At 65.7% G+C, this 20,829-nt stretch carries 16 protein-coding genes and 1 pseudogene; 4 read left to right on the top strand and 13 right to left on the bottom strand.

Annotation, left to right across the window (positions count from 1 at the left end):
• The first annotated feature begins 178 nt into the window (after nucleotides 1–178).
• A complete protein-coding gene (locus BMY68_RS04775; protein WP_085531329.1) occupies nucleotides 179–3,910 on the top strand; it encodes an autotransporter domain-containing protein in 3,732 nt (1,243 codons plus the stop codon).
• 121 nt (nucleotides 3,911–4,031) lie between these two features.
• Here the strand turns inward: BMY68_RS04775 and BMY68_RS04770 are convergent, their stop codons facing one another.
• Complete coding sequence (locus tag BMY68_RS04770) at nucleotides 4,032–4,793, bottom strand: alpha/beta hydrolase (protein WP_085531331.1); 762 nt, start codon at nucleotides 4,791–4,793, stop codon at nucleotides 4,032–4,034.
• Between the two features lie 251 nt (nucleotides 4,794–5,044).
• Between BMY68_RS04770 and BMY68_RS04765 the strand changes: the two genes are divergently transcribed.
• Nucleotides 5,045–6,640 (top strand): serine/threonine-protein kinase, encoded by a 1,596-nt coding sequence (locus tag BMY68_RS04765; protein WP_085531333.1) that lies wholly within the window; start codon nucleotides 5,045–5,047, stop codon nucleotides 6,638–6,640.
• Between the two features lie 204 nt (nucleotides 6,641–6,844).
• Entirely contained in the window at nucleotides 6,845–7,951 is a 1,107-nt protein-coding gene (locus BMY68_RS04760; RefSeq protein WP_085531335.1) for a Gfo/Idh/MocA family protein, read from the top strand.
• A gap of 106 nt (nucleotides 7,952–8,057) precedes the next feature.
• On the opposite strand, the gene BMY68_RS04755 is transcribed toward BMY68_RS04760, so the two are convergent.
• The 11 genes from BMY68_RS04755 to BMY68_RS04705 all read right to left on the bottom strand — a co-directional run bounded on the left by BMY68_RS04755 (nucleotide 8,058) and on the right by BMY68_RS04705 (nucleotide 19,351).
• A complete protein-coding gene (locus BMY68_RS04755) occupies nucleotides 8,058–9,494 on the bottom strand; it encodes an FAD/NAD(P)-binding protein (RefSeq protein ID WP_085531336.1) in 1,437 nt (478 codons plus the stop codon).
• Between the two features lie 14 nt (nucleotides 9,495–9,508).
• Nucleotides 9,509–10,276, bottom strand: coding sequence for an ABC transporter ATP-binding protein (locus BMY68_RS04750; RefSeq protein WP_085531338.1), 768 nt, complete (start codon nucleotides 10,274–10,276; stop codon nucleotides 9,509–9,511).
• Between the two features lie 3 nt (nucleotides 10,277–10,279).
• A complete protein-coding gene (locus BMY68_RS04745; protein ID WP_085531340.1) occupies nucleotides 10,280–11,620 on the bottom strand; it encodes an ABC transporter substrate-binding protein in 1,341 nt (446 codons plus the stop codon).
• A 25-nt stretch (nucleotides 11,621–11,645) separates the two neighbouring features.
• Nucleotides 11,646–12,695 carry a branched-chain amino acid ABC transporter permease gene (locus BMY68_RS04740; RefSeq protein WP_085531342.1) on the bottom strand — a complete coding sequence of 350 codons (1,050 nt, stop codon included), beginning with the start codon at nucleotides 12,693–12,695 and terminating at the stop codon, nucleotides 11,646–11,648.
• A 4-nt stretch (nucleotides 12,696–12,699) separates the two neighbouring features.
• Nucleotides 12,700–13,581 (bottom strand): branched-chain amino acid ABC transporter permease, encoded by an 882-nt coding sequence (locus tag BMY68_RS04735; protein ID WP_009043409.1) that lies wholly within the window; start codon nucleotides 13,579–13,581, stop codon nucleotides 12,700–12,702.
• The gene (locus BMY68_RS04730; RefSeq protein WP_085531344.1) at nucleotides 13,581–14,357 is read right to left on the bottom strand and encodes an ABC transporter ATP-binding protein; all 777 of its coding nucleotides are present in this window, start codon (nucleotides 14,355–14,357) and stop codon (nucleotides 13,581–13,583) included. Before BMY68_RS04730 ends, BMY68_RS04735 begins: the two co-directional genes overlap by 1 nt.
• Complete coding sequence (locus BMY68_RS04725) at nucleotides 14,354–15,343, bottom strand: AMP-binding protein (protein WP_085531346.1); 990 nt, start codon at nucleotides 15,341–15,343, stop codon at nucleotides 14,354–14,356. The genes BMY68_RS04730 and BMY68_RS04725 overlap by 4 nt, the downstream gene beginning before the upstream one ends.
• 164 nt (nucleotides 15,344–15,507) lie before the next feature.
• A complete protein-coding gene (locus BMY68_RS04720) occupies nucleotides 15,508–16,926 on the bottom strand; it encodes an LLM class flavin-dependent oxidoreductase (protein ID WP_085531348.1) in 1,419 nt (472 codons plus the stop codon).
• Nucleotides 16,926–17,402, bottom strand: a complete 477-nt coding sequence (locus tag BMY68_RS04715) for an acyl-CoA dehydrogenase (protein ID WP_085531350.1) — start codon at nucleotides 17,400–17,402, stop codon at nucleotides 16,926–16,928. Before BMY68_RS04715 ends, BMY68_RS04720 begins: the two co-directional genes overlap by 1 nt.
• A 10-nt stretch (nucleotides 17,403–17,412) precedes the next feature.
• Nucleotides 17,413–18,615, bottom strand: a complete 1,203-nt coding sequence (locus tag BMY68_RS04710; RefSeq protein WP_085531352.1) for an SfnB family sulfur acquisition oxidoreductase — start codon at nucleotides 18,613–18,615, stop codon at nucleotides 17,413–17,415.
• Nucleotides 18,616–18,787: 172 nt separating this feature from the next.
• Entirely contained in the window at nucleotides 18,788–19,351 is a 564-nt protein-coding gene (locus BMY68_RS04705) for a helix-turn-helix domain-containing protein (protein WP_009043403.1), read from the bottom strand.
• A 15-nt stretch (nucleotides 19,352–19,366) separates the two neighbouring features.
• Here BMY68_RS04705 and BMY68_RS04700 point away from each other — a divergent pair.
• A pseudogene (locus tag BMY68_RS04700) lies at nucleotides 19,367–20,384 on the top strand (DMT family transporter).
• A gap of 1 nt (nucleotide 20,385) precedes the next feature.
• Here the strand turns inward: BMY68_RS04700 and BMY68_RS04695 are convergent.
• Nucleotides 20,386–20,829, bottom strand: coding sequence for a hypothetical protein (locus BMY68_RS04695; RefSeq protein ID WP_085531354.1), 444 nt, complete (start codon nucleotides 20,827–20,829; stop codon nucleotides 20,386–20,388).

Here is a 20,829-nt window from a genome sequence, read left to right as displayed (position 1 = left end):
GTATCAAGCGAGACAGTAACGATAACCGCGACTGAATTCCCTATTGCTCAGTAAAAACAATAAACACATCACGTGCTTCTAAACAGCACCTTTGTTTCAACCCATCATTTACACCCTGCCTATTACAAGAGATCGAAACATCAGTTTCGACCAAGGACATATCTCAAGGAAAAGGAACATGGACGTAGCAGGTATCGATTCAGGCAAACGCAGCAACCGTTTAAAACCAGCTTCCCTGAGCCCTGTCGCAATGGCCATCGCCTTGTGGCTGGGTCAGGGCCAGATGGCTCTGGCAGATAATCCGCCCACCGGCTCGCCCTATACACCCCAGGTATTGGAGGCTGCGTTCAGGAAAGCCGCTGCGTCATTCGCGCCGGGCAGCGCCGTGTATACCAACTTACGTTTTGGTGTAGGCAATACCCTGGACCTGGCAGCCAAAGAGTTTGCCGCACAATCGACAAAGTTCGACTCGTTGCTCCAGCAGAACTACCAGTTGCAGACGGAAAACCTGTCGATCAGTGCAATGCTCGGCGATACGAGCAAGCCACTTGATTACAACAACAATCTGGATCGCTATAAAAGCCGCCTGTTCAGCAACTCCGGCCGTTATACCCAGAACATATTCGACTTCGCCAAAGCGATTATTGCCAACCTGCCGGCGGCCCAACCTTATACCTATATAGAGCCGGGTGTGGCCACGGACCTGCACAAACAACTCAATGCCGGACAGTCATGGTCCGCCGTGACCGGCAACTGGAGCAATAACGCGCAAACCTGGAAGACTCCGGAAGCCCAGGTCAACTCCGGCCTGGACCGGACCAACGCCTATTACGCCTATGCCCTGGGTATCACCGGGAAAGGGGTAAACGTCGGCGTGCTGGACTCGGGCATCCTCAGTGAACATTCGGAATTCCAGGGCAAGAACGCCGCAGGCGAAAACCGTGTGCAGGCAGTCACCTCTACCGGCGAATACTACGCAACCCATCCGCGCTATCGGCTGGAGGTGCCTGCCGGCGAGTTCCACAAAGGTGAGCACTTCAGTATTGCGGGCGAGTACGACCCGAGCTTCAACGACGGCCACGGCACGGAAATGTCCGGAGTACTGGCGGCCAGTCGCAATGGTACCGGCATGCACGGCATCGCCTTCGACGCCAATCTGTTCGTGGCCAACACCGGCGGCAGCGACAACGACCGTTATCAAGGCTCCAACGACCTCGACTACAACGCCTTCATGGCCAGCTACGACGCGCTGGCGGCGAAAAAAGTGTCGATCGTCAACCAGAGCTGGGGGCAGAACTCGCGTAATGACATAGAGAACCACTTCGGCACTGTCGGCGACAGCCCGCAGGATATCCTCAGGGACATGACCGCCGCCTACCGGCCGTTCTGGGACAAGGCCCACGCGGGCCAGAAGACCTGGATGGATGCCATGGCCGACGCCGGCCGGCAGTACTCGTTCATCCAGATCATCTCCGCCGGCAACGACAGCCATGGCGCCAACCCGGACACCAACGCCAACCTCCCCTATTTCAAGCCGGACCTGGAATCCAAGTGGCTGTCCATCACCGGTTATGACGAGAGCGGCGCCCAGGTCTACAACCGCTGCGGCACCTCCAAGTGGTGGTGCGTCATGGGGGTTTCCGGCATTCCGTCCGCAGGACCGGAAGGCGAGATCATCCCCAACGCCAACGGCACCTCGGCGGCCGCCCCCAGCGTTTCCGGCGCCCTGGCCCTGGTGATCCAGCGCTTTCCCTACATGACCGCGAGCCAGGCCCGCGATGTCTTGCTGACCACCTCCACCCTGCAAACCCCGGACGGCCCCGACACCCCCGTCGGCGACCGGACGGGCGGACGCACCTACGACAACCTGCAACCGGTGCACGACGCCGCTCCCGGCACCCCGCAGGTGCCAGGGGTGGTCAACGGCTGGGGCCTGCCCAACCTGAAAAAGGCCATGCAGGGCCCGGGACAGTTCGTCGGTGCACTGGCCGTGGCGCTGCCCGCCGGCACCCGCGATATCTGGGCCAACGACATCTCCGACGAAGCGATCCGTGCCCGACGCAGCGAAGACGCCGCCGAACAGGCCACCTGGAGCGCGATCAAGCAGCACAAAGGTTGGGTCAACGGTCTACCGGCCGGGGCCTCGGCGGACGATCAATTCCAGTACGAGACCGGTATGGCCCGGGAGCAGGCGACGCTGACCCGCGGCCTGGACCCGCTGACCGGCCAGACCTATGTCGGCAGCCTGATAAAGTCCGGGGATGGGGAACTGGTACTCGACGGCCAGAGCAGCTATTCGGGCAGTACCTGGGTCCGTGGCGGCAAGCTCTCGGTAGACGGCAGCTTGACCTCCAGCGTGACGGTCGATGGCAGCGCCGTGGGCACCGTCGATGCCAATAACCAGGTGGTCACCCGTATCGGCGGCACCCTGGCGGGTAACGGCAGCATCGACACCCTGCTGGTGAACAACGGCGGTACCGTGGCCCCCGGCCATTCGGTCGGCACCCTGCACACCGGCGACGTCACGTTCAACCCGGGTTCGGTGTACGCGGTGGAAGTCGCCGCCAACGGGCAGACCGACACCCTCCAGAGCACGGGCGTGGCTACTCTCAACGGCGGGCAGGTCACCCTCTCCATGGAAAACAGCCCCAACCTGCTGTCTGCGGCCCAGGCCAGCAGCTACCTGGGCCAGCAGTTCAACATCCTCAGCGCCAGCCAGGGTATCAACGGCCAGTTCGCTTCCGTCGCCCCCAGCTTCTTGTTCCTCGACACCCGCCTGAACTACCAGCCGAACCAGCTGAGCCTGGGCATCTACCGCAACCAGACCGCGTTCGCCAGCGTAGCCTTGACCCGTAACGAGCGTGCCGTCGCCAGCGCCATCGACACATTGAGCGCAGGTAATCCGGTGTACGAGAGCATCCTGGCCTCCGACTCGGCGGAACTGGCGCGACAAGCCTTCAACCAGCTCGATGGCCAGGTGCACTCCGACATCGCCGCTGCGCAGATCGCTGACAGCCGTTACCTGCGTGACGCAGTCAACGGCCGCCTGCAACAGGCTCAGGTCCTGGATACCGATATGGATATCCAGGCCAGCAGCAATGGTGGCTGGGTGCAATTGCTCGGTGGCCACAGGCAAGTCGACGCCGATCACAACGCCACGCGCTACAGCACTTCCACCACCGGCGTCCTGCTCGGTCTGGACACCGAGGTCGGCGATGGCTGGCGCGTCGGTGCGGCAACCGGCTACACCCGAACCGATCTGAACGGAGCCTCCAGGACTTCCGCCGACAGCGACAACTATCACCTGTCGATCTATGGCGGCAAACGTTTCGACAGCATCGCCCTGCGCCTCGGCGGAGCCAGCACCTGGCACCGCTTCGACACTTCCCGTGACGTGGCGTACGGCAACCAGTCGAGCCATGAAAAAGCCAACTACAACGCGCGTACCGATCAGGTGTTCGGCGAAATCGGCTACACCCGGTGGGCGGCTTTCGAGCCCTTCGCCAACCTCAGCTACATCAACTTCCAGAATGACTCGTTCAAGGAACGCGGCGGTGCAGCAGCCTTGCATGCCAGCAAGCAAAGCCAGGACGCAACGCTCTCGACCCTTGGCCTGCGAGGTCATACGCAATTGCCGGTGAGCGCCACCCGCTCGGTGACCTTGCGTGGCGAGCTGGGCTGGGAACACCAGTACGGCGACCTGGATCGTGAAACCTCATTGAAATTTGCCGGCAGTGCGGCGGCCTTTGCGGTGAACGGCGTGCCGGTGTCTCGCGATGGCGCGGTGGTCAAGGCCGCTGCGGAAATGGCCATGAGCAAAGACACCCTGGTGTCGCTGAACTACACCGGGCTGGTGTCCGGCCATGGCGGTGGCAGCACGGTCAACCTGGGGTTCACCTTCCAGTTCTGACCCTGCTCAGGTGATCGGCCCATGGGTGCAATGACTGTTCATTGCACCCTTTTTATTGGCTATGTCTCAGGACAGGAGCGAGGAGCCGGCATAAGCCGGCGCTTCCGGAAGGCCGGCGCGCTCACAGCCCGCTGCGGAGCAGTTCCAGGAACCGCGGGCTCGCGTCTATCGAATTGTGCCCCGCGCCCGGGACGACCTCGAGCCTGGCCACGCCGGGGGCGAAATGCGCATAGAGCGTCTCGGTGCTCGAACGCGGGATGACTTCGTCGTGTTCGGCGGCGATCAGCAAAGTCGGCACGGCGATGCGCGGTGCGTATTTCCAGGATTCGAACTTGTCCCACAGCAGCCATCTCACCGGAAGAAAGGGAAACTGGCTGGCGGCGAACTCCTGCAGGCTGTGGAACGGCGTGATCAGCACCAGGCGCGATGCCGGACGCTGGCTGGCCAGACGCACGGCGACAGCCGCGCCAAGGCTGCGCCCGACCACCACGATACGCGGGTGGGCGGCTTGCACCTTGTCGAACAAGGCCATGGCATCGCGCGCGATGGCCGCCTCGGAGGGCGATCCGGAACTGCCGCCATAGCCTCGGTAGTGCAGCAGGTAGAGTGCATGCTCGGGAAAGGCCCGGGCAAACTCCGGCAGGTTGAGGGACACGTCCTCGGCGTTGCCACCGAAGTAGAGCAACGCCTTCGGGCCGTCGTGGGGCCTCACGGAAACCAGCACCTCGGCGTCGGCGACCGGCAGCCTGAGCAGCGTGGCGGGGCTGTCGATGGCGCGGGGCTGGGGGAAGTAGATGAGCGAACGCTGCAACCCCCACGCCGCGACGCAGAGCGCCAGGTACAAGGCGCCGAGCAATGCCAGGAGCGAAACCATTCGTGACATGTGGCTCACCTCCGTTGGGCTACGAAGCGCTGCTGAACGACCGCCGGCGGTCGCTTGCAGCGCCCAGGATAGGCTCATATGCCGGCATTGCGCAGCGCGAAACGCCAGGACGGCGGCAGACGGCGAGCCGGGAACTATCGGAAAAGTTCCCCGCTCTTATTAATATTAATTAGAGACCCGATCCGACGGGTGACATCCGGCCCGACAGTATCGGCGATACCCCCAATCAGCGGCTGCTCACGGATTCTTTCATGGACGAACGATTACCCGAGATACCCGGCTACAGCGTGCATAGCCGGCTTGGCCAAGGCGGGATGGCCGAAGTCTACCTGGCAACCCAGGAGTCGCTGCACCGCAAGGTGGCGGTGAAGGTACTGCTCAACGCCAATGACGAGGCGTTCAGCAAGCGCTTCATCCGCGAGGGGCATATCGTCGCCTCGTTGCACCACCCCACGATCATCACCATCCACGACATCAACAGACTGGCCGATGGCCGCTACTACCTGGCCATGGAGTTCGTCGGCGGCGGCGACCTGGCCCGGCACAAGGGCGAGGTGTTCGAGCCGACGCGCGCCCTGGATATCGTCCGGCAGATCGCCACCGGCCTCGCCGTGGTGCATGAGCAGGGCCTGATCCACCGCGATATCAAGCCGGCGAACATCCTCTTCCGCAGCGACGGCACGGTGGTGATCACCGATTTCGGCATCGCCAAGGCGCTGGAGATGGACAGCGAGCTCACCGGGCTCGGCATCGCGGTCGGCAGCCCGGCCTACAGCAGCCCGGAACAGACGCAGTGCCAGCCGCTGGATATCCGCACCGACATCTACAGCCTGGGCGTGATCTTCCTGGAGATGCTCATCGGTACCAATCCGTTCCGTGGCGCCAGCTATACCCAGACCGTGATGAACCACGTGCAGATGCCGGCGCCGAGCTTGCCGGCGCACATCAGCCCGTACAAGGCGGTGCTCGAGCGGATGCTGGCGAAGGACCCCAACCAGCGCTTCGCCGACTGCCGGGCGCTGCTGCAGGCACTCGATGAGCTGGACCAGCCAGAGCAACCGGACGAACCGGACGAGCCCAGCGAGGTGGAGCTGGAATCTACCCGCTTCGCGCCGGCCCTGATCGATCCTGCGCCGCTCCAGGCCCAGGCCGAGCCCGAGCCCGCCCGCCGGCGCAGTTCGAACAGGCGCCTGGCGCTGTGGGCACTCGGCAGCCTGCTGCTGCTCGGCGCTGCCAGCGGCACCGGCCTGTACCTGCAGCAGCGGATCGAGATCACCGAGCTGCTGGCGCGTGGCGAACATCGCCTGGCGGCGGGCCAGCTGGTCGAGCCGGCGCAGGACAATGCCGAGTATTTCTTCAACCAGGCCTTGCAGCTCGACGAAGCCAGCGCGCAGGCCCGGCAAGGACTGCAACGGGTAGCCGCGGCGCGGATCGCCGGCTACCGGCAACTGGCCGAGCAGCGCATCGCCGAAGAACACCTGCTGGAGCCCGAGGATGACAGCGCGGTGTTCTATTACCGGCAGATACTCGGCCTGGAGCCGAGTAACACCCAGGCACTGGCCGGGTTGAACCAGGTGGCGCTGCTCTACGCCGAGATGAGCGAAAGCGCGTATGCCAAGGGCGATCACGACCTGGCGCGGGCCTATATCAAGCATGGCCTGGAAGCCCGTCCGGACAACCCCGAGCTACTCGCACTCCGGGACCAGCATGAGCAGCGCAAACGCAGTGGCCAAGCGCCGCGCCCGTCCGCTGCGCGGCCTTCCCCGCCGCCCTCGGCACCTCAATCGACCGGCGAGCGGACGGAACAGCCGAATGCGCTCAAGCGCCTGTGGAACAGGCTCTTTTGAGGTGACCAGGGCACGCGAAGCGAGGCCGAGACATAAAAAAGGCTATTGGGACATAGCCTTTTTACTTGCACCCTTCGCTTTTCCCGGCCGGGTTGTCGAGCAGCAGCGGCGCTGCCACTGAAAATTTATTCTATGGATTGCAATTAACGAATTTTTATTCCATAAATAGCCCTCCTTACAATAAGAATTCTGAAAGGTCCGGCTATGGGTGAACTTGGAATAGGCTTGATCGGCACCGGTTTCATGGGGCGGGCCCATGCGCTGGCGTTTCGTAATGTCAGCGCGGTGTTCGAGTTGCCGGTGCGCCTGCACCTGGCGGCGCTGGCCGATGCCGACCGCCAGCGCGCCGAACATTGCGCGGCGGCCTGGGGGTTTGCCCGGGCTCACGGCGACTGGCAACGGCTGATCGACGACCCCAGGGTCGACCTGGTGGCGATCACCACGCCCAATCACCTGCACTTCCCCATGGCCATGGCTGCGCTGAAGGCCGGCAAGGCGGTGTATTGCGAGAAGCCCCTGGCGGTCAGCGTCGAACAGGCGCAGCAGATGCAGCAAGCGGCCCAGGCCGCCGGGGTGGTCACCCGGGTCGGCTACAACTACCAGCACAACCCGATGATCGTGCAGGCCAAGGCCCTGATCGACAGCGGCGAACTGGGGCAGATCGTCAGCTTCCAGGGCGAGTTCAGCGAAGACTTCATGGCCAACCCGGCCTCGCCCTTCTCCTGGCGCTGCGACCCGCAGCACGCCGGCGGCGCCCTGGCCGACCTGGGCAGCCACCTGCTGGCCATGGCGCGTTATCTGTTGGGCGAGGTCGAGGCGGTCTGCGCCGACAGCCAGACCGTGCACCACCAACGCCCGGCCAGCGCCGGTAGCCAGGAGCAGCGCCCGATCGCCGTGGACGACCAGGCCCATGCCCTGCTGCGTTTCGCCAGCGGTGCCCGCGGGACCTTCAGCAGCAGCTGGCTCAAACACGGCTACAAGAACCACCTGAGTTTCGAGATCAGCGGCACCCGCGGCACCCTGGCCTTCGACCAGGAACGCCTCAACGAACTGCGCCTGTACCGGGCCGGCGATAGCGGCTTCCAGCGCCTGCTGGCCGGGCCCGCCCTGCCCGGCTACGCCGCCTTCAGCCCGGCCCCGGGCCATCAACTGGGCTACAACGAACTCAAGACCCTGGAGGTCCATGAGCTGATCATGGCGCTTAGCGGCCAGGGACAAGACGGAACGGATTTCGCCGAGGCCTGGCAGGTCGAGCGCCTGGCGGCGGCGATTCGCCTTGCCGCCGCCGAACAGCGCTGGGTGACCCTGTAGCCGCTGCTGAGCCAAGGCGAAGCTGCGAAAAGGTCCGCAGGACCTTGCTTGGCGGCCTCAGGATCGCGGCGTCTGCTGCGCAGCCGTTCGCAGCTTGCGGCAGCGGCTACAAGGGTAATGCCGCCAGGCGTGCGGCCAGAGCCTTGGCCTGGCTGGCCACATCGGTCACCGCAGTGCTTTCCCACCACATGCCGCGCAACGGCGGGCCCATGGCGAACAGCCGGCGGGCGACCTGGCCTTCGGCATCCACCACCGCGCCAGCGGCATCGGCCCAAATCCCCAGGGCCAGCGGTCCCGGCGTGATCAGGCCACGGGCCAGCAGTTGCTGCGGCAACGGCCGGGCGACCCGGCGCCAGTCGTATTCGATGCCGCTGGAGTTGATCAGCGCATCCCCCGCGACCCAGCGGGTTTGCGCTTCGCCACGGCGACGGATGCAAATCGCCAGGCGCCCATCCGCCGAAGGCTCCAACCCCTTGAACGAGGCCGCCTGGATGCGCAAGCGCCCTTCCCCGTGCAAACGCGCGACCAGCTCGGCGCTCAGCGGCGGCGAACGGTGGTGATGGCTTTCCCACCACGGCCGCACATGGCGCACGAACTGCCGGCGCTGCACGTCCGTGGCCTGGCTCCACAAGCGCCCGATATGGGCACGCACCGTGTCCAGCGGCGCCTGCCAGTCCACGCCATCCGCCAGGGCCTGGCGACATTGCCGACGCAGCTCGCGCAGCAACTGGCGCGGGCTGCGCAGGCTGGGATCCTCGGCGAGGAAGTCGACCCAGGCCGGTGGCTGGCGCCGCACATGGGGCAACAGGCCGTGGCGCGAGAACACCTCGATCGGTCCGCGATGCCCGGCCTGCTCCAGGGACACCACGGCGTCGACCATGGTCAGCCCGGAGCCGATGATCAGCACCGTGGCCTGCGGGTCGAGCCGGCTCATGGCCGAAACGTCCCAGGGGTCCAGCGCGGCGGCATTGAGGCCGCTGGACTGGGTCTGCGGCGTGCGTGCCGCCGGGAACATGCCGGTGGCCAGCACGGCAAAGGCACCGCGTAGTTGCCGGCCGTCGTCGAGGGTCAGCCAGGCACCCTCGGCGTCGGCCTGCAAGTCCACCACCTCGGCGCGCACATGCGCCACCGTCGAGCCCTGGGAGGAGCCGATCACCTGGGCCTCGGCCAGCCGCTGCTGGACATACAGGCCGAAGATTCCGCGCGGTGGAAACAGCTCGCTGATGGGCACGGGCTGCTGCTTCGACTCCGGCCAGCCACCGGCGGCGATGTAATCGGTCAGCCATTGAGTCAGGTCGTCGGCGTTGTCCGGGTCGACGCTCATGCGCGCGGCGTTGCCGTTCAGGGTGTGGCCCAGTTCGACGGCGCTGTAGGCCTCGCCGCGCCCCAGCTCGCTGCGCGGCTCGATCACCAGCACCTGGCGCCGGCCCGGCAGGCGCAGCAGTTGGGCGGCGAGCAAGGCGCCACTCAGGCCGCCACCGACGATCAGCACATCGGCATCACGGGTGGCGCCGCTCGCCTGTCCGTTGGGTGTTTGGCTCATGGGGTTCTCACGGGTCAGTGCCTGCCTAGGTAGAAGTCCTGCAGATCGCCCCGGGCCAGCAGTTCATCGGCCGTGCCGGACCAGGCCACGCGCCCGGTGTCGAGCACGTAGGCCCTGGAGGCGTACTTGAGCGCCACATTAATGTTTTGTTCGGCGATCAGGAAGCTCACCCGCGCCTCGCGATTGAGTTGCGCGACGATTTCGAAAATCTCCTGGACGATAATCGGCGCCAGGCCCATGGACGGCTCGTCCAGCAGCACCAGGCGCGGCCGGGTCATCAGCGCGCGGCCGAGGGCGACCATCTGCTGCTCGCCGCCCGAGGTCAGGCCGGCGCGGGTGCCGCGCCTGGTCTTCAGGCGCGGGAACCAGGCGTAGATGCGTTCCAGGTCGGCGGCCAGTTCCCGGCGGCTCAAGCCACGGACAAAACCGCCGCTGCGCAGGTTGTCCTCCACCGTCAACTGCGGGAACACATGGCGCCCCTCCAGCACATGGACCATGCCCTGGCGCACCCGCTGGCTCGGGTCGACGCCGGCGCTGTCCTGGCCGAGAAAGGCGATCGAGCCACGGCTGACCTCGGCCCGCTCGGCGCGCAGCAGCCCGGAGATCGCCTTGAGGCTGGTGCTCTTGCCGGCGCCGTTGGCCCCCAGCAAGGCGACTATGCCGCCCTCGGGCACGCTCAGGGAGACCCCGGCCACCGCGAGAATCGCACCGTCGTAGATCACCTCGATATCGCGCACCTGCAACAGGTCGTCGGCCGTGGCGGCCGGAGCGGTCTGGCTCATGCTTCATTCATCCCCGGTGCAGCTGCGTGGCATGAGGTTCTTCTCCTTGGCGAAGGCCGCCGACTTCTCGTCGATCAGCGGCCGCAGCAAGGCGCGGTCGGCGGCGATCCAGTCGCTGATCAGGGTCCAGTGGGCGCCGTCCCACTGCTGCACCCGCGCCGAACCGCCGCCCTCGTGATCGCGGCAGGACAGCTTGAGGTTCTGCATCAACCCCAGGTAACCCATGTCCTTGAGCCGGGCGTCGTCGATGTTCAGGTGCTCCAGGCCCCAGCGGCCTTCTTCGCCATTGAGCGGGCGCTGGCCGAACTTGCCCTGGGCGGTGCGGATCGCCTCGACCGCCACCGCGGCGTTCACCAGCCCGGAGTTGTAGTACACGCTGCCGAAGTTCTTCAGGTCCGCAAGGTCGCTCTTGCCCTGGTCGAGGATGTGTTGCTTGAGGCGCCGGTGGATCTCGAAATCGCTTCCCGCCGGATACGGTGTCAACGCCAGGTAGCCTTTGGCCGCCGCGCCGGCCGGCAATACGTCTTCGCTGGAGCTGGCCCAGATGTCGCCGATGATGTGGTCCACCGGGAAGCCAAAGCGCGCGGCGGTCTTCACCGCCACCGGGGTCGAGACGCCCCAGGTGCGCAGGAACACCCAGTCGGGGTTCTGCTGGCGCACCTGGCGCCATTGCGCCGACTGCTCGTTACCCGGATCGGCCACCGGGATCTGGATGTTCTCGAAACCGTACTTCTGCGCCAGCAGTTTCAGCGGGCCGAGGGTTTCCCGGCCATAGGCCGAATCGTGGTAGACCGTGGCGATCTTCTTGCCCTTGAGCTTGTCGAAGCCGCCCTCGCGCTCGGCGATGTAGTTCACCAGGGTCGACGCCTCGCTGTAGAAGGTCAGCATCACCGGAAAGTTATAGGGAAACACCGTGCCGTCGGTGGCTTCGGTACGGCCGTAACCCAGGGTGATCAGCGGGATCTTGTCGACCTCGGCGCGCTCGCTCAGGGCATAGGCCGCCGGTGCGCCATTGGGCTGGTAGACCGCCACCGGCGCGCCATCCAGGCCGTTCTTGAAGCGCTCGTAGCACTCGATGCCCTTCTCCGCCGTCCACTCGGTCTCGCACTCCTGCCAGACCAGCTTGACCCCGTTGATCCCGCCTTCCACCTGATTGATGTAGTTCAGGTAGTCGATCATGCCGGCCCACACCTGCACCCCGCTGGAGGCATAGGCGCCGACCCGGTAAGTGGCCAGCGGAAAGAACTGCTGGTCCGCCGCGGCCTGCGCCACGGGCGCCGCGCCGCCGAGGATCGCCAGCGCCACCGCGACGCCGGCCAGGGAACGTTTCAAGGATGCACGCATATTTTTCTCTACTCAGGAGTGGAATTCAGAAACGCAGCGGCCAGTGGCCCAGCCGTTGACGGAGATTGCCCAACAAGCGGATCAAGCCCTCCGGCTCCTTGATCAGGAACAGGATGATCAGCACGCCGAAGATGATTTTCTGCAGGTTCTGCAACTGCCCGGCATCCACCGCACCGCCCGCCAGGGCTTGCCCGGCGTGGCTCAACAGGATCGGCAGCAGGCTGATAAAGGCCGCGCCGACGAAGTTGCCGGCCACGCTGCCCATGCCGCCGATAATGATGATGAACAGGATCTGGAACGAACGATTGATATCGAAGCTGCTGGCGCTGGCGGTGCCCAGGTAGGCGAAGGCCCACAGGGCGCCGGCGATGCCCAGGTAGAAGGAACTGACGGCGAACGCCAGGCGCTTGTAGCGCGCCACCGGAATGCCGATCACCGCCGCCGCGGTGTCCATGTCGCGAATCGCCATCCAGTTGCGCCCGACCTGGCTGCGCACCAGATTCAACGCGACCCAGGTCAACAGCAGCACGCAGGCCAGAGTCAGCAGGTAACGCCCGACCGGGGTATTGAGGTCATGGCCGAACAGGCTCAGCCGGGGCGCCGAGATGGTCCCCGAGGAGCCGTAGTTGTAGAACCAGGGAAACTTGACGAACAGCCATTCCAGGAAGAATTGCGCCGCCAGGGTGGTGACCATCAGGTAGAAGCCCTTGATCCGCGAACTGGGCAGGCCGAACAGCCAGCCCACCGCCGCGCTGATCAAGCCGCCGCCGAGCAGCGCCAGGGGCAGGCCCAACTCCGGCAGGCGCAGCAGGAAGCCATAGGTGGCGAAGGCTCCGACCGCCATGAAGCCGGCGGCGCCGACCGAGGTCTGGCCGGTGTAGCCGGTGAGCAGGTTGAGGCCGAGCCCGGCCAGGGACAGCACCAGGAACGGGATCAGAATGGCGTTGAGCCAATAGTCGTTGCCCACCAGGGGCACGCCGACCAGGGCCAGCAACAGCAGGCCGCCCAGGCCCCAGGGCAGGCGGCGCGGGATCAACAGCACAGGCGCGGTGGCCTGGGTCAAGGGAATGGACATGGGTTCAGACTCGCTCGATGGCGCGCTCGCCGAACAGGCCGGCGGGACGGATATAAAGGAAAGCCAGGGCCAGCACATAGGCGAACCAGGGGGTGATGCCGCCGCCGATCAGCGGGCCGATGTAGACCTCGGCCAGATTCTCCGCGGCGCCGACGATCAGCCCGCCGACTATCGCCCCGCCGATCGAGGTGAAGCCGCCGATGATCAGCACCGGCAAAGCCTTGAGCACCACCAGCGACAGCGAGAACTGCACGCCCTGGCGCGCGCCCCAGAGCAGCCCGGCCACCAGCCCGACGATGCCGGCCACGGCCCAGACGATCTGCCAGATGCGGTTGAGGTTGATGCCGATCGACAGCGCGGCCGTGGTGTCGTCGGCCACCGCCCGCAGCGACACACCGATCCGGGTTTTGTTGAACAGCAGCGCCAGCACCGTCACCAGCACCACGGCCGTGGCCGCGGCGATCAGGTCGAACTGGCTGAACATCAACGGCCCGAGGAACAGCGGCACGTCGTCGATGCCCAGGTCCAGCGCCCTGACCTGGGAGCCCATCAGCCCCTGGGCCAGGCCTTCGATGATGAACGACAGGCCCAGGGTGGCCATGAACAGGGTGATCTGCGAACGATTGACCAATGGCCGCAGCACCAGCCGCTCGATCAGCCAGGCGCCGGCGATCATCACCAGCACCGTCGCCAGCAGCGCCAGGACAAAGGGCACGCCCTGGTCGTGCAGGCTGACGAAGGTCAGCGCGGCGAACAGCAACATCGCGCCCTGGGCGAAATTGAACACGCCGCTGGCCTTGTAGATCAGCACGAAGCCGATGGCCACCAGCGAATACAGGGTGCCGGCCAGCAGGCCGCCCAGCAGGGTTTCGAAGAAAAAGCTCATCAGTGCACCGCCCCCAGGTAGGCGGCGATCACCTCGGGGTCGGCCTGCACTTCGGCCGGGGTGCCATCGCCGACCTTGCGCCCGTAGTCCAGCACCACCACATGGTCGGACAGGTCCATGACCACGTTCATATCGTGCTCGATCAGCACCACCGTGGTGCCGAGGTCGCGGTTGATGTCGGCGATGAAACGCGCCATGTCCTGTTTTTCCTCGGCGTTCATCCCGGCCATGGGCTCGTCCAGCAGCAACAGGCTGGGCCCGGCGATCAGGGCCCGGCCCAGCTCGACGCGCTTTTGCAGGCCGTAGGCCAGATTGCCCACCGGCACATCGCGCTGCGCCTGCAACTCGAGGAACTCAAGAATGCCCTGGGCCAGCTGCCGATGGGCCTCAGCCTCGCGCCGCGCCCGGGGCAGCCCCAGGGCCTGTTCGATAAAGCTGGCGCGGGTGTGCCGCGACAGGCCGCTGAGCAGGTTGTCGATCACGCTCATCTTCTTGAACAGCGCATTGTTCTGGAAGGTGCGGCCAATCCCTCGGCGCGCGGCCTGCAAGGGGTCGATGCGCTGGAACGCTTCGCGGTCGAAGACAATCGAGCCGGCGTCGAAGCGATAGACGCCATTGAGGATATTGAGCAAGGAGCTCTTGCCGGCGCCGTTGGGCCCGATCAGCGCGCAGATCTCGCCGCGCGCGACCGCGAAGGACAGCTGGTTGATCGCCTTCACCCCCTTGAACGACAGGGAGATGGCATTGACTTGCAGGATGGGGTCGGCGGCGCTCATGCGATATTCCGTTTGAGTTCGGCCAGCCACACCGGCGCCGAAGGTGTCGAGGGGTTGCCGGGGGCCTGCCAGATGTAATCCAGGCGCTGGAACCCCAGGAGCCGGCGCACCCGGTTCTTCAGCAGCCGTTGCAGGGGGCGGTGCGGCTGGGCAATGGCCCAGTCGCACAGGCGGCGGCGCCAACTGCCCACGGGCGCCAGGCGGCTTTCGATGTCGTCGGCCAGGCGTTGCAGGCAAGGGCCCGAGAGCAGCAGGCCGCTGGGGGCGACATCGCGGCGGTCGCGGCTGGCCGAACCGCGGCTTTCCGGGAAGGCCAGGCTATGGCCGCTGTGCAGCCACTGGTGCAGCAAGACCCTCAGGCCTTCCGGCCAGTGCGTGCCCTCCTCGCTCCACAGCTGCGCGGCATGGGCCGGATGCCGCCAGTGGTTCTGGCGCTGGGGCTTTTCCCGGCTGCCGAGCAGGTCGCTGAAGGCCAGCACCGGCTGGCGCGAACCCTGCGGCAGGCGCGGAACAGCCTGATGGGCAATCAACAATTGCGGGGCCATGCTGCTTTCGCCGGCCGCGACCCAGCGCAGCAACTGCTGGCGCGAATGCACGAAGGCATGGCTGGGGCGCAGGTTCCACAGGGCCTGGCGCAGGGCTTGCGGGTCGAGCTCATCGCTCAGGGTCAGCACCTGGCCGCCCACCCGTTGCGCGGCCAGGGCCAGGAGCAGCAGGTTGGGCTCGAACAGGCCGCTCAACGCCAGTCGCGAGCCTTCGTCGAAACCCTGTTGGCGCAGGCCGTCGGCCAGGCGCTCGACATCCCGCGCGGCGTCGATCCAGCGCCAGTTGTACCAATGGCCGTGGCGCTTGTGACGCAACGCGCTGGCCAGCGGGCTGACCTGCGCCCAGTGCTGCAACAGCTCCAGGGCCGCGGGTAGCAGCACAGTGTGTTCCGGTGTTCGCGCGTCCGCCGGGGGCGAACGCTTGAGTTCATGCACGCTCATGGACTGACCTCGATTCCTTGGGCAAAAGCGTGCGGTGGTCCGCTGGCTGTTTTTGGTTTGCACTGCACCTGTAGCCGCTGCCGCAGGCTGCGATCGACCGACAGGTCGTGACGATCACACTGACGCTGAAGGTCCTTCGGACCTATCGCAGCCTGCGGCAGCGGCTACAGGGACGGTATCCGGATGGAGGCCACCTGCTGCTCCTGGCGATGCCAGGCCGCCAGGTCGCGATAAGCGCTGCCCGGATGGTTCTGCGGCAAGCGCGGCCCGGCGCCGAACAGCTTCTCGCGCAAGGTGCCGGGGGCGTATTCGGTCTTGTACACGCCGCGCTTCTGCAACTCGGGGACCAGCAGTTCGACGGCGTCGACAAAGGTCTCGTGGGTCAGCGCATAGGCCAGGTTGAAGCCGTCCACATCGGTGTCCTCGACCCACTCCTGGAGCAGATCGGCCACGGTTTCCGGGCTGCCGACGAACAGCGGGCCGAAGCCGCCGATACCGACCCAGTCCGCCAGCTCATGGGGCGTCCAGACCTTGTTCGGGTCGGCCGTGGAGAACGCCTCCACCGCCGACTGGATGGCGTTGGTGTGCACATGCTTGAGCGGCTCGTCGGGCTTGAACTGGCTGAAGTCGATGCCGGTCCAGCCGGAAATCAGCGCCATGGCGCCCTCGTAGCTGACCCAGGATTTGTACTCCTCGAACTTGGCCCTGGCCTTGGCGTCGGTCTCGCCGAGGATCACCGTCTGCAGGTTGAAGATCAGGATCTGCGCCGGATCGCGCCCGGCCTCGGCGGCGCGGCGGCGGATATCGGCCACGGTGTTCTTCAGCAGCACCTTGGACGGCGCGGCGACAAACACGCACTCGGCCTGCTCGGCGGCGAACTGCTTGCCACGGCTCGACGCCCCAGCCTGGTAGAGCACCGGGGTGCGTTGCGGCGAAGGCTCGCAGAGGTGGATACCCGGCACCTGGAAGTGTGGGCCGACGTGGCGGATCTCATGGATCTTGCTCGGGTCGCTGAAGATCCGCCGTTCCCGGTCGCGCAGCACCGCGCCCTCTTCCCAGCTGCCTTCCCAGAGCTTGTAGCAAACCTGCAGGTACTCCTCGGCGTAGTCGTAGCGGGCGTCGTGCTCGGTCTGGGCTTTCTGCCCGAGGTTCTTCGCCCCGCTTTCCAGGTAGGAGGTGACAATGTTCCAGCCGGCGCGGCCGCGGGTCAGGTGGTCGAGTGTGGAAAGACGCCGGGCGAAGGGATAGGGATGCTCGAACGACAGCGACGCGGTCAGGCCGAAGCCCAGGTGCTCGGTGACCAGGGCCATGGGCGGGATCAGTTGCAGCGGGTCGTTGACCGGCACCTGGGCCGCCTGGCGGATCGCCGCCTCGCCGTTGCCCTGGTAGACGTCGTAGATGCCCAGCACATCGGCGATAAACAGGCCGTCGAACTTGCCGCGTTCGAGGATCCGCGCCAGGTCGGTCCAGTATTCGAGGTCCTTGTATTGCCAGGAGCGATCCCGGGGGTGGGCCCACAGGCCCGGCGACTGGTGGCCGACACAGTTCATGTCGAACGCGTTGAGACGGATTTCCCGGGCCATCAAACCGCACTCCTGAAACTGGGCGGCACCACGCCATTGAGGCGGTAGTTGCCGATCAACGGGTATTTCCAGCGCAAGGGTTCACCCTGCGCGGCGGGCAGCGGGCTGCGCTGGCCGGTCAGCTCGAACTCGGCGTTGCTCACCGCGAGCAAGGCCTCGCGGCTGGCGATGGCCGCCTCGGCCTGGGCCACGCCGATTTCGGCAACGTCGTGCTCCCTGGCGAGCAGGGATTGCGCCCGTTCCTGCAAGGCGGCGGCGACTTCGATGCGGATCAGCAGGTCGCCAAAGCGGCTGATCACATAAGGGTCGTCGCTGGCTCGGGCCAGGCCGCTGCCGGGCCAGGATTTGGCCTGCTCACGGACAAACTTGAGGGTCGATTGCAGCAGTTCGCGGGCGCGGCGCAGGTCGTCGTGGCTGTGCTCGGCCTGTTCATCGGCGCGTGTTTCATGGGCGGTGGCTTGGCTCAATGCGTTCATGGGCGATTCCTCAGTTCCAGGCGTGGCGGGCCGGCTTGACGCCGTTGAGCAGGAAGTTGCCGATCAGGTGGTATTTCCAGCGCGCCGGGTCATGCAGGGTGTGGGTCCGCGCGTTGCGCCAGTAGCGGTCGAGGTTGTACTTGCCCAGCACCGAGCGGGTGCCGGCCAGTTCGAACAGCTTGCTGCTGGCGAGCAAGGCACTTTCCGCCGACAACACCTTGGCTTGCGCCACCACCACCGAGGCCTGGGCCACGGTGTCTTCGTTGGGTTCGCGCAGTGCCTGGTCGATGGCCAAGCCGGCTTTTTCCAGGATCGCCTCGGTGCCGTGCACTCGCCATTCCAGGTCGCCGATGGCGGCGATAGTGAACGGGTCCTGCCAGCCATGATCCTGGCCACTGTCGATCCAGGGGCGCGACTGGCGCGCGTGGCGCTTGGCTTCTTCCAGGGCGCCGACTGCCAGGCCGGTGTCCACCGCTGCCTGGATGATCTGCGAGATCGGTCCGTCGGCGGTGGGCTCGTCGAATGCGCGATGGGCCGGGATCACCGCGCTCAGCGGCACCTGCACCGCGTCGAGGGTGACCCCGCCGCTGGCGGTGGTGCGCTGGCCGAAACCGTCCCAGCTGTCGATCACGGTCAGGCCGGGGTTGTCCCGCTCGATAAAGGCGATGAACGCCTTGTTCTGCTCGTCGACCGCCACCGCCGGCACGATATGGGCGAACAAGGCACCGGTGCAGTAGAACTTCTCGCCGTCGATCCGCGCACCGTCGGCGTTGAAACGAATGCGGGTCTCGAAGGCGCCGGCATGCTTGCTGCCGGCTTCGGAGAACGCATTACCGAAGCGATAGCCCTGCAGCACCTTGGCGAAGTAATAGCGCTTCTGCTCCTCGCTTGCGGTCTGCAGCAGGATATCGAGCACGCCCAGGTGGTTCTGCGGCAGCTGGCCGAGGGACGAGTCGGCGGCGGAAATGATCTTGATCACCTGCGCCACCGTCACGTAGGACACCCCGGCGCCCCCGTAGGCCTTGGGAATGGTGATGCCCCACAGGCCGCTGGCGGAGAACTCGTCCAGCTCGGCGAACGGCAGGCGCCGCTCGCGATCGCGCACGCTGGCTTCGACGGCGAAACGTTCGGCCAGGGTCCGGGCGACGGCGATAGCCTCGGCGTCGGAGTGGATGATGTGGGCGGTTCGGGTGGGTTGAGCAGTGGCTGTCATGGCCGACTCCAGGTCCTGTCGAATGCGGAAGATCCGTTCTGACCTGGAGATTGCAGAAGTCGTGCCGAAGACTATAAGTCTTACAAATCAGTAAGTTGATTGATATTTATAAGAAACAGCATCAATTGAAAACAGGCAAAATGTTCAAGCACTGTTGCCCAGGCAACAGTGCTCAGATCACCACGTTGCGCACGAAACGCACCGCCACCGCCCCATCGTTGCGATAGGCATGCGGCAGGTTGCTGGCGAACATGAAGAACTCGCCGCTGTCCAGGCGCCGCTCCTGCTCGCCCAGGACCAGGGTCAGGCAACCCTCGAAGACATACAGCTGCTCGCTCCAGCCTTCGGCGTCCGGTTCCGACAGGTATTGCTCGCCCGGCTCCAGGCGCCATTCCCAGAGCTCCACTTCGCGGCAGGCGTTGGCCTTGGCCAGCAGCACCGCCTTGCTCCCGGGAATCAGCCCGGCCCAGGCCAGCTCGTTGATCCGGCTCGGGTCGCGGGCATCGGGGGCCTGGATCAGGTCGCTGAAGGCCACGTCCAGGGCTTCGGCCACCCGGTCCAGGGTGCTGAGGCTGACATTCTTCTCACCGGCCTCGATGGCCACCAGCATGCGCCGGCTGACCCCGGACTTTTCCGCCAGGGCGCTCTGGCTCAGCTCGGCGGCGTGGCGCAGGCGCCGGACGTTGTGACTGACATGCTGCAGCACGGAAGCGCGCTGCCCAGGATCTTTGTGCACTATATTGCTCACTGTATGGGTTTGCGCAGTATACTGCCCAACTTCGCGGCGCATTGTGCGGCCGCCCCGGGTAGCACGCAAGGGCATGACGTCGGTGAACTCCTGCAAATCTTCTTCCTTCTTCCTCAAACTGAGCAAAGCCGAGTGCGTGCTGGTGCTGATCACCATGGTCTGGGGCGGCACCTTTCTCACGGTGCAGCACGCCATGACCGTCAGCGGCCCGATGTTCTTCGTCGGCCTGCGGTTCGCCGCGGCGGCCTGCATCGTCGGGCTGTTCTCCCTGCGCAGCCTGCGCGGGCTGACCCTGTTCGAACTCAAGGCCGGGGTCTTCATCGGCACCGCCATCATGCTCGGCTACGGCCTGCAGACCGTGGGCCTGCAAACCATTCCCAGCAGCCAGTCGGCCTTTATCACCGCGCTGTACGTGCCCTTCGTGCCGCTGCTGCAATGGCTGTTCATGGGCAAGCGCCCGGGGCTGATGCCGAGCATCGGCATCATGCTGGCCTTCACCGGCCTGATGCTGCTCTCCGGGCCCAGCGGCGCCACGCTGGACTTCAGCCCGGGAGAAATCGCCACCTTGATCAGCACCGTGGCCATCGCCGCGGAAATCATCCTGATCAGCACCTATGCCGGCCAGGTCGATGTGCGCCGGGTCACCGTAGTACAACTGGCTGCCACCTCGGTGCTGTCGTTCCTGATGGTGGTGCCGACCCAGGAAGCCATCCCGGACTTTTCCTGGCTGCTGCTGGCCAGCGCCCTGGGCCTGGGCGCCGCCAGCGCGGCGATCCAGGTGGCGATGAACTGGGCGCAGAAAAGCGTCTCGCCGACCCGCGCCACCCTGATCTACGCCGGCGAACCGGTATGGGCCGGGCTGGTCGGGCGCATCGCCGGCGAACGTCTGCCGGCCCTGGCCCTGCTGGGCGGCGCGCTGATCGTCGCGGCGGTGATCGTCAGCGAGTTGAAGACCAAGGGTAAAGGTGGCGAGGTGGTCGAGGCGGATCGGCTGGATGAGACCGCGGACTCGCAACGCTGAGCTAACGCGGCAACGACTCGACAATGGCCGCCAGTTCCTGCCGGGAGAGCTGGCCGGCCTGTACGGCGGCGACAATGTCCTCTCGCGTCATGGTCTTCTCCGGGACCTGCTCGGGATCGATATTCCACAACCACAAGGGGCTGATCTGCTCCTGCCCCGGCCAGAAGGCCTTGGGCAAGGCTTCCTGGGCGATCACGCCCTTGTGATAGAAGTACGCCAGGTAACGGCCATGGCCCTCGGCAAAGCCGGTGTCGTAATAGAGCACGGTGCCGGCGGGCAAGGCCGCCGCCGCTTGCCCCTCGATCGACAAGGGCTCCAGGGTCTTGAAGCGGCTCATGCCGGCAGTGGGCCCGGCCAGGGTCAGCCACAGCCAGACAATCCAGCCGCCGAGGACCATCAACAGCAGATTGGCGAGGGTTTTGCGGGTAAAGGGTCCGAGGGTCAT

This window comes from Pseudomonas sp. NFACC41-3, from assembly GCF_900109505.1.
Classification (GTDB): domain Bacteria; phylum Pseudomonadota; class Gammaproteobacteria; order Pseudomonadales; family Pseudomonadaceae; genus Aquipseudomonas; species Aquipseudomonas chlororaphis.
The sequence above is the reverse complement of the archived record's forward strand: the minus strand, read 5'-3'. Positions and strand labels throughout refer to the sequence as shown.